This window comes from Streptomyces sp. NBC_00259 (assembly GCF_036181745.1).
Taxonomy (GTDB): domain Bacteria; phylum Actinomycetota; class Actinomycetes; order Streptomycetales; family Streptomycetaceae; genus Streptomyces; species Streptomyces pratisoli.
This window is the reverse complement of the sequence record NZ_CP108080.1, coordinates 6,797,882-6,822,962: the sequence shown is the minus strand read 5'-3', so window position 1 is coordinate 6,822,962 and position 25,081 is coordinate 6,797,882. Positions and strand designations below refer to the sequence as shown.

Annotated in this window: 19 protein-coding genes and 1 tRNA gene; 15 read left to right on the top strand and 5 right to left on the bottom strand. The window is 70.1% G+C overall.

Annotation, left to right across the window (positions count from 1 at the left end; genetic code table 11):
- Positions 1-48 precede the first annotated feature (48 nt).
- Positions 49-1,389 carry a helix-turn-helix domain-containing protein gene (locus OG766_RS30580; RefSeq protein WP_266386372.1) on the top strand — a complete coding sequence of 447 codons (1,341 nt, stop codon included), beginning with the start codon at positions 49-51 and terminating at the stop codon, positions 1,387-1,389.
- Positions 1,390-1,617: 228 nt separating this feature from the next.
- Here OG766_RS30580 and OG766_RS30575 read toward each other — a convergent pair whose 3' ends face one another.
- Entirely contained in the window at positions 1,618-5,454 is a 3,837-nt protein-coding gene (locus tag OG766_RS30575) for a S8 family serine peptidase (protein ID WP_328726681.1), read from the bottom strand.
- Positions 5,455-6,178: 724 nt separating this feature from the next.
- Here OG766_RS30575 and OG766_RS30570 point away from each other — a divergent pair.
- Together OG766_RS30570 and OG766_RS30565 are read left to right on the top strand one after the other, a co-directional pair.
- Complete coding sequence (locus OG766_RS30570; RefSeq protein ID WP_266386377.1) at positions 6,179-7,240, top strand: ATP-binding protein; 1,062 nt, start codon at positions 6,179-6,181, stop codon at positions 7,238-7,240.
- Positions 7,237-9,048 (top strand): vWA domain-containing protein, encoded by a 1,812-nt coding sequence (locus tag OG766_RS30565; RefSeq protein WP_328726679.1) that lies wholly within the window; start codon positions 7,237-7,239, stop codon positions 9,046-9,048. The genes OG766_RS30570 and OG766_RS30565 overlap by 4 nt, the downstream gene beginning before the upstream one ends.
- 83 nt (positions 9,049-9,131) lie before the next feature.
- Here the strand turns inward: OG766_RS30565 and OG766_RS30560 are convergent, their stop codons facing one another.
- Both OG766_RS30560 and OG766_RS30555 read right to left on the bottom strand, forming a co-directional pair.
- Positions 9,132-9,533, bottom strand: a complete 402-nt coding sequence (locus OG766_RS30560; protein ID WP_328726677.1) for a hypothetical protein — start codon at positions 9,531-9,533, stop codon at positions 9,132-9,134.
- Positions 9,534-9,622: 89 nt separating this feature from the next.
- Complete coding sequence (locus OG766_RS30555) at positions 9,623-10,342, bottom strand: DUF899 domain-containing protein (RefSeq protein ID WP_328726676.1); 720 nt, start codon at positions 10,340-10,342, stop codon at positions 9,623-9,625.
- 296 nt (positions 10,343-10,638) lie between these two features.
- Between OG766_RS30555 and OG766_RS30550 the strand changes: the two genes are divergently transcribed.
- The 3 genes from OG766_RS30550 (at position 10,639) to OG766_RS30540 (ending at position 12,276) form a co-directional block, all read left to right on the top strand.
- A tRNA-Leu gene (locus OG766_RS30550) sits at positions 10,639-10,723 on the top strand.
- A gap of 276 nt (positions 10,724-10,999) precedes the next feature.
- Positions 11,000-11,545: an ATP-binding protein gene (locus tag OG766_RS30545; RefSeq protein ID WP_328726675.1), complete on the top strand. Its 546-nt coding sequence runs from the start codon at positions 11,000-11,002 to the stop codon at positions 11,543-11,545.
- A gap of 83 nt (positions 11,546-11,628) precedes the next feature.
- Positions 11,629-12,276, top strand: coding sequence for a class I SAM-dependent methyltransferase (locus tag OG766_RS30540; RefSeq protein ID WP_328726674.1), 648 nt, complete (start codon positions 11,629-11,631; stop codon positions 12,274-12,276).
- A gap of 77 nt (positions 12,277-12,353) precedes the next feature.
- Here OG766_RS30540 and OG766_RS30535 read toward each other — a convergent pair whose 3' ends face one another.
- Positions 12,354-13,358, bottom strand: a complete 1,005-nt coding sequence (locus OG766_RS30535) for a PI-PLC domain-containing protein (protein ID WP_328726673.1) — start codon at positions 13,356-13,358, stop codon at positions 12,354-12,356.
- A gap of 425 nt (positions 13,359-13,783) precedes the next feature.
- Between OG766_RS30535 and OG766_RS30530 the strand changes: the two genes are divergently transcribed.
- The 9 genes from OG766_RS30530 to OG766_RS30490 all read left to right on the top strand — a co-directional run bounded on the left by OG766_RS30530 (position 13,784) and on the right by OG766_RS30490 (position 23,194).
- Entirely contained in the window at positions 13,784-14,125 is a 342-nt protein-coding gene (locus OG766_RS30530) for a PadR family transcriptional regulator (RefSeq protein WP_328726672.1), read from the top strand.
- Positions 14,122-15,150, top strand: a complete 1,029-nt coding sequence (locus tag OG766_RS30525) for a hypothetical protein (protein WP_328726671.1) — start codon at positions 14,122-14,124, stop codon at positions 15,148-15,150. The genes OG766_RS30530 and OG766_RS30525 overlap by 4 nt, the downstream gene beginning before the upstream one ends.
- Positions 15,151-15,639: 489 nt before the next feature.
- The gene (locus OG766_RS30520) at positions 15,640-16,881 is read left to right on the top strand and encodes a cytochrome P450, cyclodipeptide synthase-associated (RefSeq protein WP_328726670.1); all 1,242 of its coding nucleotides are present in this window, start codon (positions 15,640-15,642) and stop codon (positions 16,879-16,881) included.
- 110 nt (positions 16,882-16,991) lie between these two features.
- Positions 16,992-17,387: a nuclear transport factor 2 family protein gene (locus OG766_RS30515; protein ID WP_328726669.1), complete on the top strand. Its 396-nt coding sequence runs from the start codon at positions 16,992-16,994 to the stop codon at positions 17,385-17,387.
- Between the two features lie 194 nt (positions 17,388-17,581).
- Entirely contained in the window at positions 17,582-19,093 is a 1,512-nt protein-coding gene (locus OG766_RS30510; RefSeq protein WP_328726668.1) for an MFS transporter, read from the top strand.
- A gap of 64 nt (positions 19,094-19,157) precedes the next feature.
- Positions 19,158-19,598: an SRPBCC family protein gene (locus OG766_RS30505; RefSeq protein ID WP_328726667.1), complete on the top strand. Its 441-nt coding sequence runs from the start codon at positions 19,158-19,160 to the stop codon at positions 19,596-19,598.
- A gap of 88 nt (positions 19,599-19,686) precedes the next feature.
- Entirely contained in the window at positions 19,687-21,048 is a 1,362-nt protein-coding gene (locus OG766_RS30500) for a carotenoid oxygenase family protein (protein WP_328726666.1), read from the top strand.
- A 222-nt stretch (positions 21,049-21,270) separates the two neighbouring features.
- Entirely contained in the window at positions 21,271-21,900 is a 630-nt protein-coding gene (locus OG766_RS30495; RefSeq protein ID WP_328726665.1) for an ABC transporter permease, read from the top strand.
- Between the two features lie 613 nt (positions 21,901-22,513).
- Positions 22,514-23,194: a hypothetical protein gene (locus OG766_RS30490; RefSeq protein ID WP_328726664.1), complete on the top strand. Its 681-nt coding sequence runs from the start codon at positions 22,514-22,516 to the stop codon at positions 23,192-23,194.
- A 71-nt stretch (positions 23,195-23,265) separates the two neighbouring features.
- Here the strand turns inward: OG766_RS30490 and OG766_RS30485 are convergent, their stop codons facing one another.
- Complete coding sequence (locus tag OG766_RS30485; protein ID WP_328727548.1) at positions 23,266-24,477, bottom strand: hypothetical protein; 1,212 nt, start codon at positions 24,475-24,477, stop codon at positions 23,266-23,268.
- Between the last annotated feature and the right edge of the window lie 604 nt (positions 24,478-25,081).

Below are 25,081 nucleotides of genomic sequence, written 5' to 3'. Positions count from 1 at the left end.
GTCTACTACCCCTGAATAATGGGGACTTCGAACGACCCAGGGGGTCTGATGGACGAACCGGCCGAGATCGGTCGCCGCGTGCAGCAGCTGCGCGCACACCTCGGCCTGACCCAGCGGCAGCTGGCCGAGCCCTCGTACACTCCCGCCTACATCTCGACCCTCGAGGCCGGCAAGGTCCGGCCGTCCGAGGCGGCGTTGCGCTTCCTCGCCGACCGGCTCGGCACCTCGTTCGAGGAGCTGTCCACCGGCCGCCCCGCCCATCTCGCCACCGAGCTCCGGCTCGCCCTCACCGACGCCCAGCGCGAGCTGGCCACCGGCTCCGCCGAGGAGGCCGCCGTCAGCTACCGGCGGCTCCTCACCGACGCGGAGCACCTGGAGCTGACCGCCGAGCAGGCCGAAGTGCTGCTCGGACTCGGCGAATGCTCCCTGGAGACAGGGCAGTTGGACAACGCCCGCAGGCACTTCGAGGCGGCGGAGCGGCTCCTGGGCGACGAACCGCTGCCCCGGCGGGCACGCGCGGTCCGCGGCCGCGCCATCGCGCACCTGCTGGCCGGTGAACTGCGCTACGCCTGCTACCTCCTCGAAGCCACGATCGACGAACTGAACGCGAGCGGCCTGGCCGATCCCGAGGCCCTGGTCCTGCTGTACGCGGCCATCATCGGCCCGTACATCGACATGGGCGCCCATGCCCGCGCGGCCCACGCCGCCGAACTCGCGCTGGCCCTGGCCCCGCAGGTCAGCGATCCGGCGCTGGTCGCGGGCATGCACCGGCAGGTGGCCCGTACCTTCCTCGCGGAGGGCCGCACGGCCGATGCCGACACCTCACTCGCCAAGGCACAGGCCATCTACCGGCAGCTGCGGCTGCGGACCGATCTGGCGCACTGCCACTGGATGCGCGGCTACGTCCAGGCGCAGGACGGCGAACTCACCCTCGCCGAGCAGGAGCTGCGCACCGCGCGGGACATGCTGACCGCCAAGCGCGCCGTGCTCTTCGCCGCCCAGGTGGAGGTCGAGCTGGCGGACGTGCTGCGCCGCCTCGGACGGCTCGACGAGGCCTCCGAGCTGCTCACGGCGCTGCTGGAACTGGGCGACCGGCACGGGGCGGTGCACGCGGGCGGAGCACACCGGCTGCTCGGCCTGATCTCCGAGGAACGCGGCGACAGCGATGCCGCCGAGGAACACTACGTCCTCGCCCTGGGGCTGCTCGAACGCAGCGGGGCCAGCGGGGACCTCGCCGATCTGTGCCGCCTGCTGGGCGACCTGCTGCGGCGCGGCGGCCGCACCGAGGCCGCGCTGGACGCCTACCGCACGGGCCTGGGCCACCGGGCGGCACCGGGCACGACAACCCTGGGCCCCGCCCCGGCGACGCCGTCGTTCCTGCCGCGCTAGGTCCCGAGCCGTCGGTCCGGCGCCCACCGGCCGCCGTCGCCGTCCGGCGCCGGTGTCCGGCCACCCGCAACAGCACAACGGCAGACAGAGCGCAACGCCAGGGATGCTCTTCGGCCGAGGTCCCGCGGAGCCTCCGTCACACGGAACGGCGGGTGCCGGGGGTCAGCCCCGGCACCCGCCGCGAAGGTCCGGCGGGCGCCTCCGCGGGGTTCCCGCGGAGGCGCTCGCTCACTTGCCGAGCAGGTAGGCCCGCTCCACGGTCTGCTGGACCGTGTTGCCCGCCTTGTCGGAGGCCGTGACCCGCAGGGTCACGTACCCGCCCTGCCGCTGTCCGTCCGGCCGCTCGACGGTGGCGGTGAACCGGTTGTGGCCGCGGTCCTTGACACCGACCCGCGCCTTCCACGTCCTGCCGTCGTCGAACGAGGCCTCGACCTTGAGCGTGACCCCGGCGGGGGCGGCGAGCCCGTCCTGGTTCCTGACCGTCAGGTCGAGGTCGTGCCGCTTCCCTCCACCGACCGTGTTCCACAGGTCGGCCGGGACGCCGTAGTCGACCTGGAGGAGGGGGAGCAGGGTGTCCGCGGTCGTGGTGTCCGAACGGAACGTCCACGAGGTGGCGGTCCGCGTACCGGCCCGCCAGTAGTCGGAGAGGCGCTCCGTCGTCAGGTCCAGCCGGTAGTCGGCCTTGCCTGCGGGGACCGCGAAGTTCCCCCAGGCGGCGTTGGACCTGCTCACCTCCTTGCCGTCGCGGTGGAGGACGGCCGTCACGGTGTCACCGCTCGGGTAGGTCGGCTCGTCCATCGTCCCGGGCGTACCGGCCCTCCCGATGCCTCCCGACAGTCCGGGGGCCTGCTTGCGGGCCCAGTGGCCGGCCATCGAGTCGGTGTACTCGGGGATCGCGAGGCTGAGGACGTCACCGTTGCGGACGGAGGGACTGCTCCAGCCGCGCGGGATGGACGGCCGCACCACGGCCTTGTACCACTCCTCCTTGACGTTCTCACCCGCCGTGAAGCTTCGGGGGGCGTCGTGCAGGCCCGACCGCATGGCGAAGTCCGCGTACGGGCTGGTGATGAAGTCGACGTGGTGCATCCACTCCGTGTCCCCGGAGCTGACGTACTCGGTGCGCGTCAGACCGGTCGGCACCGCGCGCGAGGTCTCCATGGTGACCTTCGCGTAGGGGCGCCAGCTGAAGCGCTGCTCGGCGCTCCAGTCCAGCGCGCTGTTGTCCGTGTAGGACGCCTTCACCCGCGCGGTGTTGCGGTCCGAGACGGTGTACGTCACTTCCTGCGGGATCTGGTGCGTCCAGATCGCCCTGACGTCGTACAGGTACGGGCTCTTGACCGTGCCGGAGATGTCGACGACGGTCTTGTGCCTCTTCATGTACGACAGCAGCTCCGCGCCGTCGGCCGCGGTCACCCGGATCACGGGAACGGCGGAACGCGTGTCCGCCGGCTGCCAGCGGGTCCAGGCCACCAGCCCTTCGGGAAGGACGACCATCACGCCCTTGGCGCCCGCCCGCGCGGCCTTCTCCGCGAGCTCGTACTCGCCCGAGGCGGTGTCGTCGCGGATCACGGCGAGCTTGCCCCGCACGGTGCCGGGCCGCAGGTCCGGGTTCTCCACGGTCCCCGCGTACACGGCGGAGAGCCGCTGACCCTTCGGGTCGAACGGGGCGGACCGCGGTACGTAGTACGGGTCCAGGTCGAGGTCCGCGCCGCGGACCTCGGCCCTGATGTCGGGAGCCGCCATCTCCCAGCGCGTGTTGAACTCGAACTCGCCCTCGGTGACCTTGGACGTGGGATTGACGTACAGGTCCACCGACCCGCCGCCGTCCTCGTAGTAGGTGGTCCGGGCCGTCGCCGCCCCGTCGATCTTCCGGTACTCCTGGAACGTCGCGTTGTTGCGCCGCTCGGCGGGCATGGGCGTGCGCACGCGCACCTGCTTGGCCTTGCGCGCGTCCAGGGTCACGCTCCTGTCCCCCGCGACCTTCACCTCGGGCTCCACGACGTGGATGAGCCGCGAGGTGCCACCGCTCTGGTGCAGCAGCGTGCCGCCGAACTGGTACGTGCCCTCCTCGACCTCGAAGACCAGGGGGTCCCAGCTGACGAACTGGACGTCCGTGTCTCCTCCGAAGACATCCACGATGTTCCAGCCGCTGGGCTCACCGTCCGGGCCGTGGGACTCGATGGTGACCTTGTGCATCGGGGCCCGGACGACCAGGCTGACGGTGGTGTGGACCGAAACCCCGTCGGAGGACGTGGCGGTGACGTAGCCGTAGTAGGAGCCGCGGCCCGCCTTCTCCGGGTCCACGCCGACCGGGACCTCAGCGGTCGCGCCCGGGGCGACCCGGAGCGTACCGCCCGAGCCCGTGCCCAGCGTCAGTCCCTGCGCGGGGAGCGCCCTGCCGCCGTTGGTGGCCAGCGCGGCGCGCAGGCTCAGCGAGACCTCGTCGTCGGTGTGGTTCGTGTAGCGGATCACGCCGGCCCGCTCCACCGGAGAAGCGTCCCTGCCGAACGGGCCCATGGCGATCGTGCCGGTGGCCGTGACCGGGGCGGAGATGGCGGCCTTGACGTCGACGCGGCCGCCGCCCTGCTGGGTCGGCACCTGGCCGGACACCGTACGGGAGGTGCTGATCAGCGCATCCTTGAGCTGCTGCGCACTCCAGTCGGGGTGCTGCCCGGCCAGCAGCGCCGCGGCACCGGCCACGTGGGGCGTGGCCATGGACGTACCGTCCGCCGCGACGTAGTGCTCGTCGACCGGGGCGCCCATGGTCGTACCGGCGGCGCGCGCGGCGACGATGCCGACGCCAGGAGCGGTGATGTCCGGCTTGGCCGCCTTGTCGCCGAAGCGCGGGCCACGGCTGGAGAACCCGGCCAGCGAGTCGTCGCGGTCGACGGCGCCGACGGTGAGGGCGGCATCGGCGGCGCCGGGCGACCCGACCGTCATCTCGCCCCGCCCGCCGCTGTTGCCGGCGGCGACGACGAAGAGCGCGCCGCTGCTGCGGGAGAGCTCGTTGACCGCGAGGCTCATGGGGTCGGTGCCGTCGGTCTGCATGTCCGCGCCCAGGCTCATGTTGATGACCCTGGCGCCCTGGGCCGCGGCCCACTCCATGCCCGCGACGACCTGGGACTCGCTGCCGTAGCCGTCGTCCCCGAGGACCTTGCCGACCAGCAGGTCGGCGCCGGGCGCGACGCCCTTGCGCAGGCCGTCCGAGGCGGCGCCGCTGCCGGCGGCGGTGGCGGCGACATGCGTGCCGTGACCGAAGCGGTCCAGGGTCGAGCCGCTGCCGGAGAAGTCCTTGGCCTCGGACACGCGGCCCGCGAGGTCGGGGTGCGTCTGGTCGGCGCCGGTGTCGAGGACCGCGACCTTGACGCCGTCGCCGAGGTGACCGGCCGCCCATGCGGCCGGCGCGTTGATCTGCGCGGTGCTGCGGTCCAGCGTGGGACGCACCTTGTGGTCCAGCCAGATCTTCGGGGTCGCCGCCACCGCGCTCGCCATGGACGCCTTCGCCGCGGGTGCGAGCCGCTTCCAGAAGGCGGCCAGGTCCTCGTCGGCGACGCGCAGCGCCTGGGCGTCGATGCTCGGCAGTCGCCGCGGCCCTGCGGAGTCGTCGTCGTGGAACTCGGCGAGCGCGTCCACCCGTTCGACCGCCGCACGCGCCGAGCCCTTGGGCGCGGACACGATCAGAGGCAGGGCGTCGGTGTGTGCCGCGTCGTACCCCTGGGCGATCAGTCCCGCGACGTCGAACAGCCCCGCGTCCAGCCGCTCCGTGCGGACCAGCGGCGCGGCGTCGGACGGCATGACGGTCAGGGCGCCGTCCTCTTCCGAGACCTGGAAGAAGACGTTCTCGCGGCCCGGTGCGCGCTGCACCGAAGCCGTCTTCTTCCCGTTCGGTGCGTCGCTGACGGTGACCAGGTCACCCGTGATCAACCGCACGGTCCTGGTGGGGTCCTGCGGTGCCGGCGTGCGTGCCTCGGCCCCTTGCGGGGACTGGGCGGAAACGGGCGTCATCGCACCCGTCGCCATCACCACCGACATCGATATCACCGCCCACAGGCGGATGCGTCTCATGGCGATTACAGCCTTTCTGTCATTTCCCGATGCCCGTATGGGCACAGCGTGTGAGCGGGCGTCAGGACGGCACGGAGCCGGCATGTCACACCTGGATCGTGTGAGACGAACCGCATCCGGCCTCGACACGGAACACGGCCGAACCGCCGGCCTTCCGTTCCCGCGGGCCTGTTCGTCAGGGTGTGCCTCGTCCCGGTGACCCGTGACGTGGTGACCGGAGACGTAGTGACCGGTCACGTGGTGAGCGGAAAAGTGTGAGCGCGGAAGTGGTGAGCGGAGAGGCAGTGGCAGTGGCAATGCCGGTGGCACAGAGGACCGGTCGAGGCAGAGGATCGCCGCCGCGCTCGGCCTCAGGTGACGGAACTGTGGGTTCGGGACGGGATCGATCGGCGCCGCAGGCCTGCGCGACACACCTCGCCGATCCGGTCGGCACGTCTCCGGCAACCGGCATCAATGCTGTCGATCGAGCAATATCCCTCCGTCCACCCGTGGTTCACACCGCGATCATCCGCCGTGCCAACCGGTGTGTCATCCCCCGCCAGGTGGCACAAACGCGCCATGTCAACGATGCGACACGCACCGCCTCGGACACCGTCGCCATGGACGCCCCGCAGTCGTCGGCCGATAAACCGGCTGCGCCGTGAGGCCCGAGGCGTACAGACTGTCGGGACGCATCGAACAGTCCGGGCGCACCGGACATCGCACGTTCTCAGGAGTCCTCAGCTTGCAGGCAGCCGTCACCGTCACGCCCTCCCGTGTCCCCGAGCTGCTCCTCGGCCTCGCCACGGTGCGACCCGTCTTCCTGTGGGGCGCTCCCGGCATCGGCAAGTCGTCCCTCGTACGGAACTTCGCCGAGTCCCTCGGCCTCGAGTGCGTCAGCCTCCTCGGCACCCAGCTCGCGCCCGAAGACCTCATCGGCGTACCGCAGATCCGCGACGGCAGGTCCGTCTTCTGCCCGCCCGAGGCCATCGCCCGTGACGAGCCCTACTGTCTCTTCCTCGACGAGCTGAACGCCGCGACTCCCGATGTGCAGAAGGCGTTCTACTCCCTGATCCTCGACCGGCGTATCGGCACGTACGAACTTCCCGCGGGGTCCGTCGTCATCGGCGCCGGCAACCGCGCCACCGACAACGCGCTGGCCAGACCCATCGCTTCCGCGCTGGTCAACCGGCTCACCCACGTCCATCTGCGTGCCTCCGCCACGGACTGGCTCGTATGGGCGGGTGAGAACGGCATTCACCCCTGGGTCGTCGACTACGTCGCCGACCGGCCCGACCACCTGTGGTCGCAGCCGCCGAAGACCGAGGAACCGTTCTCCACTCCCCGCTCCTGGCACATGCTCTCCGACGCGCTGCACTCCTTCGGGCCGACGCTGGACGAGGACACCCTCAAGATCGTCGCGCACGGCACCCTCACCCCCGCGCACGCCGTGTCCTTCTGCGGCTACGCCAAGATCGTGCGGCACGCGTACGGCATCGACGCCATCATCAAGGGCGACGCGTCCTGGCCCCACCGCATCCAGGACCGCGACCTGCTCTACTACCTGGCCGACGCCTTCCGGGGCCGGCTCGTCAAGGAACTCCCCGCCACCAAGGAACAGATCCCGCCCGCCCTGCGAGAGACCGCGCACCGCGCCAAGGCGCTGCTCGTCCAGCTCGCCGAGATCTCCGTCGAGGTCGCCCAGACCGTCATCCGCGACGACGAGGACGGCCGGCCCGTGCTGCCCGCCTGGTTCCTCGTCGAGGCCGCCCGCGACATGCCGCGGCTGGTCGAGGCCCGCCGGTGAGCCGCGCGGCCGGCCGGGGACCGCACGGGAAGAAGGCACGGAACGACGCGGCCACCGAGGCGTTCCTCGCCGGCCTGGCCGCCGTCCGGCGCAATCCGGCCCTCGCCGCGCTGGAGGCCGATGTCTGCCGTATGCGCGACTGCGAGCTGAACCCGCGCCACGGCCTGGCCGCCGTCGACTCCAACGGCAGGATCCATGTCCATCCCGACCGCCGCGCCGAGCCGTCCGAGTGGGCCTGGGCCATCGCCCACTGCCTCATCCATCTCGGTTTCGGCCACGTCCCCGCCGCCACGGGCCCCCGTACGCAGCCCGACCGGCCCGGACTCGCCGCCCGTTGCGCCGTCGTCAACCGCTTCCTGCTCACCTACCCCGTCGGCCGTGCCCCCGAGCATCTCCCGGCGTCCTACCCCGACGGCGACGAGGAGCAGCTCGCGACCCGCTGGCGCCGCGACGGCATCCCCGCCGCGTACGAACACGGCGGTACGGCAGGAGAGACCCCCGACCAGATCCTGGTGTCGTGGTCGCGGTGGCACACCCCCGCCGACTGGCAGCTCGCGTTCGCCCATGCCCTGACCCGGACCATGTCCGCCGCCATGGATGTCGCGGGCGGCCGGCGCGACACGCTCACCGGCGAACGGCTTCCCGCGCGCCCCTGGGACCGGGCGTTCAGCTGGTTCGTCTCCTCCTACCCGCTGCTCGGGGGGATCGCGGCGGGCATGAAGCTCGTCGCGGACGCCGAACTGTCCCGTGCCCACGGCATCGCGGTCGCCGCCGTCGATGCGACGCTCGGCGAGATCTACGTCAACCCACTGCGCCGGTACGACGACGAGGAATGGCGTTTCATCCTGGCCCACGAGATGCTGCACGCCGCCCTGCGCCACGGTGACCGCCGCGGCGCCCGCGACCCGTACCTCTTCAACGTCGCCGCCGACTACGTCATCAACGGCTGGCTCGTGGAGATGGGCGTCGGCACCATGCCGGAAGGGCTGTTGTACGACCCTGCGTTGAGGGACCTTTCCGCGGAGGAGGTGTACGACCGGATCGTCGTCGATGCCCGCCGCATCCGGCGCCTGGCCACCCTCCGCGGCAAGGGCGCCCGCGACATCCTCGGCGAACCGCTCGGCGGACGCCTTCGTGACGGGGTCGACCTCGACGAGTTCTACCGGCGCGGCCTGGTTCAGGGCCTCGATCTGCACCTCGGCGGCGAACGGGGGCTACTGCCCGCAGGACTGGTCCAGGAGATCCGGGCGCTGGCCCATCCGCCGGTGCCGTGGGACGCCCGGCTGGCCCGCTGGTTCGACGAGTTCGTGCCCCGCCCGGAGGCCGTGCGCAGCTACGCGCGGCCCGCCCGCCGCCAGACGTCCACGCCCGACATCCCGCGCGCCGGACGGTACTTCCCGCCCGAGGAGGTCGCCCGGTGCACTTTCGGCGTCGTCCTGGACACGTCCGGTTCCATGAACGCCCGGCTGCTCGGCAAGGCTCTCGGCGCCATCGCGTCGTACGCCGAGGCCCGCGACGTCCCTGCCGCCCGGGTGGTCTTCTGCGACGCCGCCCCGTACGACGCGGGATATCTGCCGCCGACGGAGATCGCCGGCCGGGTCCGGGTACGCGGGCGCGGCGGCACCGTCCTCCAGCCAGGGATCGACCTCCTCCGGCGAGCGGAGGACTTCCCTGACACGGCGCCCGTACTCATCATCACGGACGGCCACTGCGACGTACTCCGTGTACGACCCGAACACGCCTACCTCGTCCCGGAGGGCGCCCCGCTCCCCTTCACACCCCGCGGGCCGGTGTTCCGCTTGCGCTGAGGCGCGCCCCACGAGGATCTCGGGCGCCGGCGGAAGCGCCTACGATGAGAGGCCGGTCAGAGGCACGGCGTCTCGGGGCCGGGCTACGCGGACCGTGCGTCGGTGAACTTGTCCAGTTCACGCATCGCCTCGGCATGGGCGCTCATCCTGATGCTCAGACTCCCGCTCGTGAAGAGCGCCACGCCAGCGACCGAGACGGGCACGGACAGCCCGAGCACAGCCAGGGCTTCGGGCCAGTCGCGTTCGTCCTGACACCAGTCGTTCCTCTGCAGGCCCTCGTTGGCCGTACCGCGCTCGGTCAGCAGCCGCGACTCACACTCCGCGGGGTAACGGTCCTCCGGCTCCTCGTCGACCTCGTACGGCGTGAGCAACAACAGGGCGCACCAAGCCCATTGGAGCGTCGCGACAGCCAGCAGACCGATTCCCCAGGCGCGTATGCGCCCGGCCTTGTCGCGGAAGTCGAGGTCGTATTCACGTGATCGCATGGCGGACGAATCTAGCAGCGGGTGCTCGCAGCTCGGCGGGCGTTCTGCGACGAGCCGACCCGCCCGTCGACCGTGATGCGGGGCGCCGTTCAGCCGCCGCCGGGGCCTGTGCCTGAGCCCGAGCCCGAGCCCGGGCCATAGAGCGCAGCGATGTCCTCGGACGACGCCCACCCGCTGTACGTGGGCGACTGGGGCCAGCCCTCGGGCGAGTCCTGCCATTCCTCCTGCCGTCCGTACGGCAGTACGTCGATCAGCGGGAAGGTGTGGCTGAGCTGCTCGGTTCCCCGGCCGTTGGTGTGCCAGGTGCGATAGACGGTGTCGCCGTCGCGCAGGAAGACGTTGACCGCGAATCCCCCGCCGGCCGGTGCGCCGACGTCGGCGCCGAACGAACTGTTGGCGGTCGAGTACCACGTCATCCGGTTGCCGACCCGCTGCTTGTAGGCGAGCGCCTCCTTGATCGGGCCCTGGGTGACGATGACGAATCGCGCGTCGTAGTTGTCCAGGAAGCCCAGACGGGTGTACTGCGAGGTCAACCCGGTGCAGCCCGAACACTGCCATTCCTCGCCGGCGAACCACATGTGGTTGTAGACGATCAGTTGCCTCTTGCCCTCGAAGACGTCCACCAGCCGAACGGGCCCGTCCTCGCCCTCCAGGGTGTACTCGGGCATCTCGACCATCGGCAGCCGACGCCGCTCGGCGGCGACGGCGTCGAGCTCCCGCGTCGCGGCCTTCTCCCGAGCACGCAGCGCCTCAAGCCGGTGCTCCCACGTTGCGGCGTCGACGACGGGTGGAAGTGCATGGGTGGTCATGATTCCCTCACAGAGCTCGTGCCCAGCTTTCGCTTGTACAGAGGCAGACCCCACCGGGCCCCGAAACTCATCGATCGCCACGTCACCGCGAGGCCGACCGCACCCTCACCATACGTACACACCTGATCGCACTCCGCATACCTGTCGCGCCGGTGAGCCGCGAGGGCACCGCGACCGGCGCCGAGGGTCGCCGCCCACCCCACTGACCACGCGAAATGCGGTTCAGAGGCACCTCGAACCCCTGGTAGAGTTGTCCATGTCGCCGCGGGGAGCACCCCGGGGCGGCGATACACCTGGTCCGGGTGGCGGAATGGCAGACGCGCTAGCTTGAGGTGCTAGTGCCCTTTATCGGGCGTGGGGGTTCAAGTCCCCCCTCGGACACTCTTCAATGGATGCGGAATCAAGGGCCTCGACCTTACGGTCGCGGTCCTCTTTTCGTGTTCGCAGGTGGCGATGATGTCCGCATTCACTCATGTCGATCTTCAGTCCGGAGTAACCGGTCGCGAACTCACGGTAGCCGCCGGACCTCGGTTTCAGCTCCCCGTGGAGCTGTTTCGCTGTGACTAGGGCCCCGCGCCTCCGCGCTGTGATCGGTTCGGCATGACCTGCGCCGTGACAGGCGTCGGCTGCGGCCCGTGCACCGCTAGCCTCGGCCCCGTGATTGTTTGGCTCAACGGCACCCACGGCGCAGGCAAGACGACGACCAGTGCACTCGTGCAGCAGCTGATTCCGGATTCACGGGTGTTCGACGCCGAGAAGGTCGGCGAGACACTCATGGACATCACGCCAGGGTTGCCCAGGACGGACAACTTCCAGCACTGGCCGCCGTGGCGGCCGCTCGTCGTCGACACGGCCCGCCGCGTACTCGACTACACCGGCGGCACTCTGGTGATGCCGATGACCGTCCTGGTCGAGGAGTACTGGCGCGAGATCAGCGCGGGCCTCGCCCACCATGCGATCCCGGTACGGCACTTCGTCCTCCATGCTGACCAGGACACCCTCCGCGGCCGCATCGCGGGCGACACCGTTCTCGGCCCCGACTCCCCGTTCCGGCTCACGTACCTCGAGTCCTACGCCGAGGCAGCCCGCACGTGGCTGCACGCCGAGGCCGAGGTCGTCGACACCACACACCTCACGCCCGCCCAGGCTGCCCTGCAGATCGCGGAGGCCGTCAAGGCCGAGGCTCGATCCGCCAGAGGTTGACGAGTGTGATCTCACCGAGGCCGGCGGCTCAGTAGGTCGTGATCCTCTCGACTCGCCTCAGCGCCAGGACTACTTTCGCGAGCATGGTCGAACACGATGCCCTCAGCACCACCCGCGAGGCCTACGATGCCGCTGCCGCCACCTATGCACAGCTGTTCCGCGACACACTGCGTGACAGTCCCCTGGACCGTGCGATCCTGGGTGCCTTCGCGGAGGCCGTACGTGCGAGTGGGGACGGTCAGGTCGCGGACCTCGGGTGCGGCCCGGGCCATGTCACCGCTTATCTGGACGAGCTGCGGCTGACGGCGTTCGGTGTTGATGCCTCCCCTGCGATGATCAAGTTGGCTCGGCAGGCGTATCCGGGCCTGCGGTTCGACGTGGGCTCGATGGCCGCGCTGGACATCGCTGACGGCGTGCTGATTGGCCTGCTCTCACGTTGGTCCATCATCCACACTCCACCGCGGGAACTCCCCGTCATCCTGGCGGAGTTCCATCGTGTGCTGACACCTGGCGGCCACCTTCTGGTCGGCTTCTCGGCAAGCGATGATCCGTCTCACCCGACGCAGGCTTTCGATCACACCGTCGCGCCGGCCTATCGCTGGTGGCCCGATCACCTCGCCGCGACACTGCGAGCGTCCGGGTTGGTCGAGGTAGCCCGGATGGTTCGCCAGCCCCAGCCCACCGATCGACGGCAGTTCCAGGAGATTCAGCTGCTCGCCCGCAAAGCCTAGACGGAGGGCCGACCGGGGCAGCGCCGTACGCCTGCGGCGGGGCGAGTGAGCCCGTGCGGGATCGGCGGTGAGTTCCGTCAGGGGAGCGCGTTGAGTTCCCCGACGATCGAGGCAGGCGTGTGGCCGCTGCCGTCCGACAGCCGGTGGAAGTCGACGGAGACGAAGTTCGGACTGCGGCCCCCGGCTGCGGGCCGGCACCGCTCGGCGATGCGGTTCCTCAGCTTGGTGCCGTTGTCCAGCGCCGCCGTGAGGACGGTGGGTACGTTGCGGTGGTGGCTCATGGTGAACAGCCGCCGGAAACCGGGCTCCTGGCGGTCCAGGGGCACATCGGACCAGCGGCTGACGCACGCGAGGTCGTTGCCGAGATCCCCGAGGCTCCAGTAGTTGCTCACCGTCCAGGACTTGTCGTACATGACGCCCAAGTGCTCGCGGTCGGACCGGTCGGAGAAGACCAGCAGGCGTTTACCGGCGGTGACGAGATCGGCCACCTTCGGCCATCCCTGCCCGCGTACGCCCCACTCGTCGGCCCGGAACAGAAGCTCGGGCAGTCCCCTGACCCTGTCGAGGGACCGACTCAGCTGCTCTGCATCGACGTAGTCTTCCAGGAAGACGGTGACCACCTCCTGGGGGTGGGCGGCGAGGAAGTCCACCACGGTCTGCATCGTGCCGTGGAAGGACTGCCGCGGCAGGGCGTACGTGGCGCCGGCGAAGGTCTTGCAGTCGCCGTGGCACAGGTACACGTCGCTGGGATAGCAGTCGCTCCCGAAGCTGATGATGCACAGCCAGGTGCTCCGCTCGTACCAGTGCGTGTCAAGACTCAGGCCGCGGACGCCATTGTCCAGCTGAGCACGCACCGATTCGGCCTGATTCACCGAACTCCACCGTGCGTCCTCGTAGTTGGTGAATGCATTGTGGCTGGTCAGGAAGGCGACTTCGTCGAGCCGGCGCTCGCCCCAGCGGGCGACCGCGGGGTCGGAGGCACGCGTGCCCGCAGGGAGGGCGACGGTGGAGGGAGCTCCGCCGGGGACCCGGTCCGCGGCAGAGGCGGCCGCAGCGGGCCCGGTGCCGAGGAGTGCCAGCACAAGGAGGCACATCAAGGTATGCCGCAGGGTTCTTCTCGGGCGCGCGGTGGCTTGCATGCCGCGCACGCGCCGTCCACCCCGCCACCGACGTAACGTGCTCGCGTCAGTCATGGCGCGGAGAGTAGCGCGGGGCTCCTCAATTGGCCCCCCTCGCGCACACGTTCGGCCGGTATCCGACGCATGGCAAGGGAGAGTCGCCGGAGCCGCTCGCCCAGCACGGCCGCTGCCATGGCGGTCCTCTTGCGCGGCCGCTGGCGTCTCGCTGCGCGTCGCCTGGTACCGACGTACCGACGGCGCATCGTCCTCGCGGCGTGCGGCACAACCTCGTGTCCCTGGAGGGCTGTTGACATGGATCGGACATGTGGTTCACTAGTCTGAGAACGAACTAGTCGAGCTCGCGGAGTAGAAAGTAGAGTTGACTATCGATGGTCGCAGTGGAGACCGGCTGGTTGCGTGGGGTGCTGCCACTGGCGCTCGCCGCCGTGCTTGCCGAGGGCGACCGGCACGGGTATGCGCTGGTGCAGGAGTTGGCCTCCCGTGGATTCGGCACGATCCGTGGCGGCGCCCTGTATCCGGTGCTCGGACGACTCGAGACCGACGGGGTGGTGGAGGCGCGATGGGAGCCCGGTGAGGGCGGGCCGGGACGCAAGGTCTACCGGCTCACCGACACAGGGCGGGCCCGGCTACGTGAAGAGGCCACCAGCTGGAAGCAGTTCTCCGACGCGATGGATCAACTCCTCGCCCACGGTATGGAGGAGTTGCCATGACGGATGAGGTCACCCGGTGGAACGCACGGGTTCGACTGGCACTGGCCGCACAGCCGGTGGACAGCACCCTCGCGGACACGGTGCTGGACGAGGTCGCACAGCATTGCGCGGACAGCGGTGAGAGCCCCGAGGACGCCTTCGGCTCGCCGGAGGCGTACGCCGCCAGCGTGGTCAGCGAGCGCGTCCCGCCCGAGGAGCGTCTTCGCCACCGGGGCGGCCAGGCACCGGCGGCGACAGTCCGCGCCGCACTCGCCCCGATCGGTACGGCCGCTCTGGTGGCCGGCGCCTGTTTGTGGATCGCCAACGGATTCACGCTGGCTCTGACCCCTGGCGGGCTGGTCGGCTCATCGTTCGTCGCCATGGCCCTGATGGGCAGTCATGTCGCGGCCACCGCCTCGCGATCCCGACGGCGTATCGCGGGGTGGGTGCTCGTCGCCGTCGCAACGGTGCTCGGCGCGACGGCCTTCACCACCCTCTCTCAACAGGTCTTCGGCCACCTACCCGCCCCTGCCCTGTGCCTGCTGGGCCTCGCACTGCTCGGGTGTGCCACAGGGAACAGCAAACCAACCGCAGAACCTGAACCTGAACCTGAACCTGAAGGGGTCACCATGCAATCTCGGACGGACGCGCAGAACACGGTCGGGCGTGAGCACTGGCTCGGCCGGCTGACCCAGCTGCTCGAAGAGAGCCACGCCGTGCCCCGCGCACGCGCCGCAGAGCTCACCAGGGAAGCCGCCGACCACCTCGCCGCCACCGACCGCGCGCCGGAAGAAGAGTTCGGGCCTGTGGAGCTGTACGCGTTGCGGCTGTCCGAAGAGGAGTCTCCCCGCCCACGGTGGTGGCGGCGCAGCGACGTCCAGAACGCGATATTCGCCGTGATCCTCACCGGGTATCTGGTGGTCAATCTCGCCTCCGGCGGCCCGTTCTGGCAAACCGCGCTCGCCGCCGGCGCACTCGCCGTGAACCTGGTGCTCCTCGCGATCCCCCTGGTGCGCAAGCAACGCAGCACCTCGCCCCGGCGATAGCCGCGCTGCCGGCTCCGTAGGGTCGCTGCCGACGACGCCCCGGCCGGAATCCCCGAGCGGAGCCCTGACGGGCGGCCGCTGTGGGGCCCGCCGGCAGGGTTCCGGCACCGGTGCCCGGTGCTGAGCACGGGCGCGGGAGCCGTCATTCGCGTCAGGGGGAGAAGGGCCGATCAGCGCGCGAGCGCGAGTGCGGCAACGCAGGCGCCCGACTGCCGGGGACATGAACTCGCGTGCTCCCCCTGGGGCGGCAAGAGCCTTCAGCGTCGTCCGTCGCCGCTCGTGCTCGTCGGCCTCATCGAGGAGCGTCCCCGCAGCGTTCCACGCAGCGGGCGACTCGGCTCCCGGCATGGGCCTCGGCATTCGCCCGGCCCAGCCGTTCCTTCTGCCGGACCCTCGCGGTCCAGGCCGCCGACGCCCCCCCCCACCCTGCGAACTCGGCAAGCAGGTGCCGCCCCCCCTCCTTGCCCTTCCCTTGAGAGATTTCCTGCCATGACCATGGTCACCCCCCACTTCAGTGTCCTGTCCGAGGACTTCGCCGCCGACCCCTACCGGTACTTCGCCCCGTTGAGGGAGCAGGCACCGGTGCACTACGAGCCCGCGATCGACAGCTACTTCCTGTCCCGCTACCACGACGTCAAGCGGGTACTGACCGACCATCAGGCGTTCAGCACCGAGACACTGCAGGTCCGTGCCGAGCCGGTGATGCGCGGACCGGTCCTCGCCCAGATGACCGGGGCCGAGCACACCGCCAAGCGAAAGATCGTCGTCCGGAGCTTCACCGGGCAGGCCCTGCACGACCAGATGCGCGCCATCCACGCCAACGCCGCCGAGCTCATCGCCCCGTTCCTTCCCCGAGGCAGGGTGGACCTCGTCAACGACTTCGGCAGACCCCTCGCCGTCCACGTGACACTCGATGTCCTCGGCCTGGACAAGCAGGACTGGCGGCAGGTCGCCGCCTGGCACAGCGGAGTCGCCGAGTTCATCACCAGCATCACCCTCACCGCCGAACGCCGCCGCCACTGCCTGGACTGCGCCGAGCAGCTGGAGGCCTACCTCGTCCCGCTCATCGAGCAACGTCGCCACCGCCCCGGCGACGACCTCATATCGAAGCTCTGCACCGCCGAGTTCGACGGCATCACCATGGACAACCGCGAGGTCACCGCACTGGTCATCAACGTCCTGGCCGCCGCCACCGAGCCCGCCGACAAGACCCTCGCCCTACTCTTCAAGCACCTGATCGACCACCCCGAGCAGATGGCCCAGGTCCGCCAGGACCCGAACCTGCTGACCGCCGCGATCGCCGAAACACTGCGCTACACCCCACCCGTGCAGCTCATCCCCCGCCAGGTCGAGCAGGACGCCGTGTTCGCCGACATCACCATCCCCGCAGGCGCCACCGTCTTCTGCATGATCGGCGCGGCCAACCGCGACCCCGACGCCTTCACCACCCCGGACACCTTCGACATCCACCGCCCCGACCTGGGCACCACCCGCTCTTTCACCGCCGCCGCCCAACACCTCGCCTTCGGTACGGGCCTCCATCAATGCGTCGGCGCGTCCTTCGCCCGCGCCGAGATCGAGACCGTCGCCGCGATACTCCTCCCCCTCCTCGACCAGGTCCGCCACACCCCCGGCTGCCACTACCAGGAGACCGGCCTGTACACCCGCGGCCCCGCGTCCCTCTCGCTGGACTTCTCACCCACCCGCGAAACCGTCCCCGGCCACGAGTGACACCCTCCCCCGGCCCCCGGCCCCGCCCCCGGCCCACTTCACCGGCCACTTCACCGGCTCGCGCACCAGGGCTCTTCCCGTACCCCCACCTTCGTCAGGAGAAGACAGCGATGACGACACCGACCGACATCACCAGAGCCATCAACGACCTGCTGTTCACCCCGGGCCTCGACCTCACCGAAGCCCTCGACCGGCACTTCACGCCCGACTACCGCCAGCGCACCGACGGCGTATGGAGCGACCGCGCAGCCTTCACCCAGCACATGACACGCCTGCGGTCCCTGGTCCGCAGCGGACACATCGAGGTCCACGACGAGTTCCGCGACGGACTGCGCTACGCCGACCGCCACACCGTCACCCTCACCCAGCACAACGGCCGCACCTCCCGCACCGAGGTCTACCTCTTCGCCGAGTGCGCCCCCGACGGCCGCTTCCAACGCGTCGAGGAAACCACCCTCCTGCTCACCGGCCACCCCGACGACCAGAACCTGGGACTCATCGACTGACGCTAGGGAACCTGCGGATGGACCGGGGCGTTGACCGGTGATCCCCGAGCGCCCGTCATGCACGGTTCTGGTCGTGCACCCGCCGGCGTACGTCCGTGACCGTACCGCTCGTGGACAGGTGCGGACAGGACTGGACAGTCAACGCGGCTGCCGGGCATGGAAAGTGGACACCGCCCGACACGAGGCTGTGCGCCATGAACCTTGGACGCACGAAGGACCAGGCACCCCCACCTCACCGGCCGGGAGCCGTACTCGCGGCGCTCGCCGCCGCGCAGTTCGCCGTCATGCTCGCCACCTCGATCGTGAACGTGGCGCTGCCGCAGATCCGTGCCGGTGTGAACCTGTCGGACGGCGGCACCACATGGGTGATCAACGCCTACGGCCTGGCGTTCGGGGCGCTGCTCCTGGCCGGAGGGAGGGCGGCCGACCTCCTCGGCCGTCGCCGGGTGCTGATCGCCGGCCTCGCACTGTTCGCGGGAGCCTCGCTGGCAGCGGGACTGGCCACCTCCACGGGCGTCCTGATCGCCGCCCGCGCCGTGCAGGGACTTGGCGCCGCCGCCATCGCCCCGGCCGCACTCGCACTGGCGATGGACCTGTACCCGTCCGGCTCCGGACGTGGCAAAGCCCTGGGCGTGTGGGGCGCGGTATCCGGTGCGGGAGGGGCGGGAGGCGTCCTGCTGGGCGGCGTGCTCACCCAGGCGTGGGGCTGGCCCTGGATCTTCCACGCCGTCGCGCTCGGGGCGGTGCTGGTCCTCATCGCCGTGGCGGCCCTGGTGCCAGAGGCTGCTGTTCGGGAGTCCGCGCGATTCGACCTCCTGGGCACCGTCACCGTCACACTGGCCCTGACCTGCCTGGTCTGGGGCCTGACCACCGCACGCGGCACCGGCTGGACGGACGCCCGAGTGCTCGGCGCCCTCGCCGGTGCCGGCACACTGCTCGCGGCCTTCGTCGTGATCGAGATCCGCCGGCCGAACGCGCTGATACCCCCGCGACTGTTCACCACCGGCCGCGTCGCCGCCGGAAACCTGTTGATGGCCCTGCTGGGGTCCGTGTGGATCGCCCTGTTCTTCTTCCTGCCGCTCTACCAGCAGCAGGCCCTCGGAATGGACCCCTTGGCCACCGGAGTGGGCCAACTCCCCCTCGCCGTGGCCAATATGCTCGGCGCCGCTGTCGCACCCCGTATCTCCCGGCGCATCGGCGGCACCGCAACGGTGACCGCGGCCCTGCTCACCGAGGCCGCCGGACTGCTGTGGCTGTCACGGCTCAGCGCCGACGGCGGCTACCTCACCGACGTCCTCGGTCCGAGCATCCTTGTCGGACTCGGGCTGAGCATCGCCTTCGTCCAGCTCACCGCACTCGCCGTGGACGGTGTCCCGCCTCAGGACGCGGGTCTGGCCGGCGGGCTGGTGAACACCACCCGCCAGGTCGGCGGCGCGATCGGTCTCGCCGCCCTGGCCACCCTCGCCGGCTCCGTCACCGCCCACGCATCCACCCACCAGTCCCACGTGGAGGCGCTCAGCTCCGGTTACCGAGCCGCCTTCTTCGTCTCGGCCGCGGTTCTGGCCGCCGCCGCACTCCTCGCCCTGCCACTCACCCGACACAGCCGCACCAACCGCACCAACCGCGGCGCCCTCCCGCCCGCCGCGGCCGTCTCCACGACGCCGCGCCCGCGGGACCGGGCCGCCCCGTACGCACCCACCACCTGATCCCGTACCCGGCTTCCGAGCCAACCCGACCGACCACGACCACCACCACCGAAGAGGACATCGCATGCACACCGTCGACACCACCGCCCCCGTCGTCGTCAGCCTGACGACGACCATCGACGCCCCGCTCGCCACCGTCTGGGCGCTGCACACCGGCATCGACAACTGGCCGGTCTGGAACGTCGACATCGACCAGGCCAGGCTCAGCGGGCCGGCCGCGGTCGGCAACGACTTCACCTGGCGCACCCACGGGATGACCATCACGTCCACCATCCACGAACTCGTCGCCGAACAGCGGATCGTCTGGGGCGGGACCGTCGAGGGCATCGTCGGCATCCACGCATGGACCTTCGAGCAGACCGGGGACCACGTCATCGTCCACACCGAGGAGTCCTGGAGCGGAGATGCCGTGGACGCCGGGACGGACGAACTCGCCGCGGCCCTGAAGGCCTCCCTGGAGAGCTGGCTCGACTGCCTCAAGGCACGCGCCGAGCGGACGACCTGACACTCCACACCACAACACACGCCGACACACCGACACAGCACGCACGACCACGACCACGACCACGACCACGAAATCCGAGGACGCGAGCATGAGCAGCAAGCCCTATCTGACCGGCCACTACACCCCCGTCGCCGACGAGATCACCGCCACCGGCCTCACCGTCGAGGGCTCCCTGCCCCCCGAGCTGACCGGCCGTCTGATCCGCAACAGCCACAACCCCAAGCCCGGCGTCACCCCGACCCACTGGTTCAAGGGCAGTGGCATGGTCCACGGCATCCGCCTCCGCGAGGGCCGCGCCGAGTGGTACCGCAACCGCTGGGTGCACACCCCCGCCCTCGAGGGCGCTCCGTACATGACCGAGCGCGGCCCGGACCTGACGGTGAGCACCGCGGGGACCCACGTCATCGAGCACGCCGGGCGGCTGCTCGCGCTGTGCGAGGCGAACTTCCCCTTCGAACTCACCCCGGACCTGGAGACGGTCGGCGCCCATGACTTCAACGGCCGACTGCGCACCGCCATGACGGCGCACCCCAAGGAGGATCCGGTGACGGGGGAACTCCACTTCTTCGGCTCCTCGCCCTTCCCGCCGTTCCTGACGTACTACGTCTGCGACGCCAAGGGGGAGATCGTCCACAGCGCCGAGATCCTGGGCGCGACCGCCTCGCTCAAGCACGACTTCGCCATCACCCGCCGCCACGTCGTCTTCATCGAGGGCAACGTCACCTTCGACCCCGCCGAACACTCCGGCATCCCCTACGGCTGGAGCGACCAGCAGCCCTCCCGGATCGGTGTCATGCCCCGTACGGGCGACGGAGCCGGGCACGTCCGCTGGTTCTCCATCGAACCGGGCAACATGCTGCACGTCGCCAACGCCTACGAGGACGGCCAGGGCCGCATCGTCCTGGAAGGCCCCACCGTGGACCGCGAAGGGTTCCAGCTCTCCTGGAACTGGTGGGTGGGCGCGCCCGAGCGTGGCACGGAGCCCAACACCCGTTCGTACACGCGCCGGTGGGTCATCGACACCGCGACCGGCACCGTCGACGAGCAGATCATCGACGACCTCGCCGTGGAGTTTCCGACCCTCAACGAGGACTACCTGGGCGCCGAGAACCGCTACCAGTACGCGGTATCCTTCCCCGACCAGGAAGGTTTCGGCGGCTACGGCGTCGTCAAGTACGACCGCACCACCGGCGCCCGCCGCATTCACCAGGTCGGTGACGCCCGGCTGCCCAGCGAGGCGGTGTTCGTCCCCGCGGCCGGCGCCACCAACGAGGACGACGGGTATCTGCTCACCGTCGTCTCCGACCTCAAGCAGGACGCCTCGCAACTGCTGGTCCTGGACGCCTCCGGCCTCGACCGGATCGCCACCGTCCACCTGCCCCGCCGCGTGACCGCCGGGATCCACGGCTCCTGGATCCCGGACAGCGCCCTGGACATCAGCGAGGACTGACCCACACCGTCCCCGGCACGCTGCACAGCCGGGGAGGACCGTCGGTGGGGCGGGCTCCGGGCCGCGGTCCCGGAGCCCGCCCACCACGTTCGACGGGCGGTGACCCCGCCGAGTCGGGTCACCGCCCCCGCCGCGGCCCGGGTACCGCACACCGGCCAGAGCCGCCCGTGCCGTTCCCGAACCCCTCACTCACACCGTCAAGCCACCACGGAGGACTCCCCCATGTCCGTCGCAGCCCCCGACGCTCCGGTCACCACCGGCGTCATAACCACCCCGAGTCGTCTCGTGAACGAGGTCGACAACCGCGATGCCTACGTCAGCTTCGGTCTCGCCTACCTGCTGGGACACGGCGCCGCCGCGGTCTCCCAGGGCGACAACCCCATCCTCGGCCTGCCCGGCTGGCTGCCCATCACACTCCTCGGAATCGGCCTGGCAACCGGCATCACCCAGGCCACCGTCGCCGCCCTGCGCGCCCAGCGCGGGGCCACCGGGCCGGACATCCTCACCGGCAAACTGCTCGGCGCCGCCTGGGTCGCGGCCTTCACCGCCCTGTTCCTCGCCATCACCGGCCTGACGTCCGCCCTCGGCATGCCAGAACTGCAGTCCATCCTCTGGCCCGCCGGCTCCGGCCTCGTCGTCGGGCTGCTCTACCTCGCCGAAGGCGCCGCACGTCGCAACCTGCTCCACTACAGCCTCGGCGTCTGGCTGGCTCTGACCTCCACCGCGGCGCTCTTCCTCGGCACCCCCGGCCTCTACTGGGTCCTCGCCGTCGCAGGCGGCGGCGCCTACGCCCTCGCCGCGGTCCTCGAACGCCGCCGCCTCACCCGGTACGCAGGGCGTCCCCAGCGGTGAACGCCGTGGCGGGATCGGTGTGTGAGCTCGCGGCGGGCGACCACCGGCTTGATGCCCTGCGCCGGGACGAGTCGGCCCTCCGATCCCGCCACAGAGGGCAGGGATGACTTGCGAGTGGAGGTCACCCGCGAGAAGGGCGAGACCACCGTGTCGCCCGCCCGCACCGTACCCACTCCTACCGCCCCGCAGCCATGATCCACGTCGCGATGATCGACCTCATCGCCGCCGGCTGACTCGCGAATCCACCCGAGCTGACACGGCCCCTGATCGACCTCGGCGCCATCACGCGTCTCTGCCTACTGCCGCAAGCTACTGGCACGGAGCTCCAGCAGGTCGACGCACTCACGGAGATCAGGCTGTGGCAGGCACTCGCGCATCACTGCGATGGCCTGTATGTGGCGGCCATCGGCGATCAGAGCGTCCACCTCTGCTCGCGCCTCGACCGACAGCCTGCTCCACAACGAATCATCCACGCTCACATTGAACCTGCCGAGCAACCGTAGCCGCATGGCGGCACCCCCGATACCAAACACCCCCACCGGGACTAAACGTTAGCCACGAAGAACACGTCATCCCTTACGAGATCATGCACTTGATGCGGAAGACTGTGCACGTGACCCTTCCCAACCCGCTTGCCACTGCCGAAGAGATACACGCTCACCTTGTTGACCAGCTCAACCTCGCGCTCCGCCGACCCGGGATGTTTGGGGGCGAGCTGGCTCTTCGGATCCTGCTTGATCACCTGCTGTTCGTTGAACGTCAGCCCGGGGCGTTCACTCAGCAGCAGCAAGACTGGGAAGACGTCGGGCTCTGGTCTGCTGCCGGCGTGACCGGGGCCTTCCGAGACTTGATCCCCGGGCACAACTACGAGTACGGCATGGCGTCGGTGTACGCGGAGTTCGCGCAGCAACGCGGTTGGCTCAAGCCGGACGGGGTTCTCGCGGACGAGGCGTACGAAGCCCTCAAAGGTCGTGTCCGGCAGTGGGCGAGGGAGGACCGCACGTGGACGGACGTCACAGCGGAGTTCGGGGCTCCCTCCGTGCTTTTCGGAGGAAACAATCCTTTGTACGGAAAGACGCTCGGCTACCTCAGCAAGGATCCGAAACAGCCGATGGTGGTCTTCCACCTGTGGAACGGCAGCGAGCCCGGGACCGAGTCGTGGCCGCCAGAGCACGACCAACCGCTGCTTCTCGCGGTGCGCTTCGGCGAGGGTCCGTTCCGCCGATCCTTCACCTTCACCCCGGAGGGAGAGCGAAGGAAACCAACGACCGCTGAGCCGTGCCTGCCACAGTAGGCCTGTCCGGACTTGAACAATGGATCGCGTTCTCCTCACCCACAACGCGATTCAGGTGTATCGGACAGGGCCTAGGCTGCGGTGGCTTTGAGGAAGGTGTTCCAGCCTCCTGCCGGGGACTGTCCGACTTCCAGCGCCCGGAGCTTGGTGAGGATCTTCGGGTCCTGGACGTCCAGCCAGTCGCAGAACTGCCGGAACGACACCAGCCGTACGTCCTTCTTCCCGGCCATGGTCTTCAGGGCCTCCTCGACGGCGTCCATGTAGATACCGCCGTTCCACTGCTCGAAGTGGTTGCCGATGAACAGCGGCGCGCGATTCGACTCGTACGCCCGCGTGAATCCGCTGACGTAGGCCTCGGTGGCCTGCTTCCGCCAGCCCGGATAGCGCGACGGCACACCCTTGGTCGAATTCCCCGACTGGTTGGCGAGGATGTTGTAGTCCATCGAGAGCACCTCGAAGGAGTGCCCGGGGAAGGGGAGCGCCTGCAGCGGCAGGTCCCACACCCCGCCGCGCTTGTCGGGCCACATCTGGCGGCCGCCGGGCGAGCTGGCGTCGTAGCGCCAGCCGAGCTTCTTCGCGGTCGGCAGGAGCTTGTCCTGGCCGAGCAGGCAGGGGGTGCGGCCGCCGACGAGTTCCTTCTCGTAGTCGAAAGGCAGCGGGTCGAGGTCCGTCCAGCCGCTGTTGGTCTTCCACTGGGTGACGAAGGACACAGCCTGGTCGATCTCGTTCTCCCACTGCGCGGGCGTCCAGTTCCCGACCGAACCCGATCCGCCGCAGAAATGCCCGTTGAAGTGGGTGCCTATCTCATGTCCCTCGAGCCAGGCCTGCCGGACGTACTTGAGCGTGTCCTTGACGTGCCCGTCGGTGAGATAGCCGATGTCGGAAGCGCCCACGGGATTGTTCGGCGGCCGGTAGAGCGACTTCTTCGACTCCGGCAGCAGATAGAGGCCGGAGAGGAAGAACGTCATCGCCGCGTCATGGTTCTTGGCGAGTTCCAGGAACCGCGGGAAGAGGCCGTTGCCGACCTCGCCCGCACCGTCCCACGAAAAGATCACGAATTGCGGCGGAGCCTGACCGGGCGCGAGCGGTACCGGCGCGTCGGGCTGGTGCGGCTGCTTTCCGGTGTCGGCCGTCGAACCGTCGCCTATGAGCTGTATCGGCTCGGTGGTGGGCCCGGGCGACGTGCCACCGCCCACGCCCTCTCCCCCGCTGCCGTCCGGCCGTCCCACATCACCCCTACCGGAGTCGGAACCCGATCCCATGCCGCAGCCTGCGACACCCATCGCCGCCGCGGCGCCCAGGCCCACTCCCAGCACGCCCCGTCGGCTGATCCCACGCCCGCTCCGGGGCACGGCCGCATTCGGGGCCGACGCGGGGATCTGCACCGTTGGCGACGGCGGAGTCGTCCCGGGGTCTTCGACGTGCCGTGAATGTCCGACGCTCATGGTGGTGAACCCGTCGCTCAGTGGTTGTCCTGCTCCCCATGACCAGGCGCCGCGGACATCTGTGACACCTGATCAGCCGGATCAGCCCGCCCACCGCACGCCGTCGGGCACCGCGCCGAGGTACCCGCGCCACCCCAAGACAGTGTGACTGAACAGTGGCACATCAGTGGGGCCGATACTGCCCATCGCCACACTCGCGCAAACCAGGGCATATGCGGACAGCCTGCTGGGCACCGGTGGTGGAGACTGCTCCGGCCCCGTTGCTCCGACCTCCGCGCGGGCCGCGCGGGACCCGGTCGGGCCGATCTCATGACATCGCGAGTGCCACTGCCCGTAACACCGTGTCACACCATTACGATGCATCCAGCGTCGTCCCCGAGCCGGCGCCGCCTCATCGCCCGTGCCCGCGTGAACGCGGGGACGGCGGTGCACGACGGCTGCC

Bases quoted from the DNA above. Each gene is read 5' to 3' on its own strand.
- OG766_RS30580 (WP_266386372.1), top strand. From the start codon at position 49: ATGGACGAACCGGCCGAGATCGGTCGCCGCGTGCAGCAGCTGCGCGCA.
- OG766_RS30575 (WP_328726681.1), bottom strand. From the start codon at position 5,454: ATGAGACGCATCCGCCTGTGGGCGGTGATATCGATGTCGGTGGTGATG.
- OG766_RS30560 (WP_328726677.1), bottom strand. From the start codon at position 9,533: ATGCGATCACGTGAATACGACCTCGACTTCCGCGACAAGGCCGGGCGC.
- OG766_RS30555 (WP_328726676.1), bottom strand. From the start codon at position 10,342: ATGACCACCCATGCACTTCCACCCGTCGTCGACGCCGCAACGTGGGAG.
- OG766_RS30540 (WP_328726674.1), top strand. From the start codon at position 11,629: ATGGTCGAACACGATGCCCTCAGCACCACCCGCGAGGCCTACGATGCC.
- OG766_RS30530 (WP_328726672.1), top strand. From the start codon at position 13,784: ATGGTCGCAGTGGAGACCGGCTGGTTGCGTGGGGTGCTGCCACTGGCG.
- OG766_RS30525 (WP_328726671.1), top strand. From the start codon at position 14,122: ATGACGGATGAGGTCACCCGGTGGAACGCACGGGTTCGACTGGCACTG.
- OG766_RS30520 (WP_328726670.1), top strand. From the start codon at position 15,640: ATGACCATGGTCACCCCCCACTTCAGTGTCCTGTCCGAGGACTTCGCC.
- OG766_RS30515 (WP_328726669.1), top strand. From the start codon at position 16,992: ATGACGACACCGACCGACATCACCAGAGCCATCAACGACCTGCTGTTC.
- OG766_RS30510 (WP_328726668.1), top strand. From the start codon at position 17,582: ATGAACCTTGGACGCACGAAGGACCAGGCACCCCCACCTCACCGGCCG.
- OG766_RS30505 (WP_328726667.1), top strand. From the start codon at position 19,158: ATGCACACCGTCGACACCACCGCCCCCGTCGTCGTCAGCCTGACGACG.
- OG766_RS30500 (WP_328726666.1), top strand. From the start codon at position 19,687: ATGAGCAGCAAGCCCTATCTGACCGGCCACTACACCCCCGTCGCCGAC.
- OG766_RS30495 (WP_328726665.1), top strand. From the start codon at position 21,271: ATGTCCGTCGCAGCCCCCGACGCTCCGGTCACCACCGGCGTCATAACC.
- OG766_RS30485 (WP_328727548.1), bottom strand. From the start codon at position 24,477: ATGGGTGTCGCAGGCTGCGGCATGGGATCGGGTTCCGACTCCGGTAGG.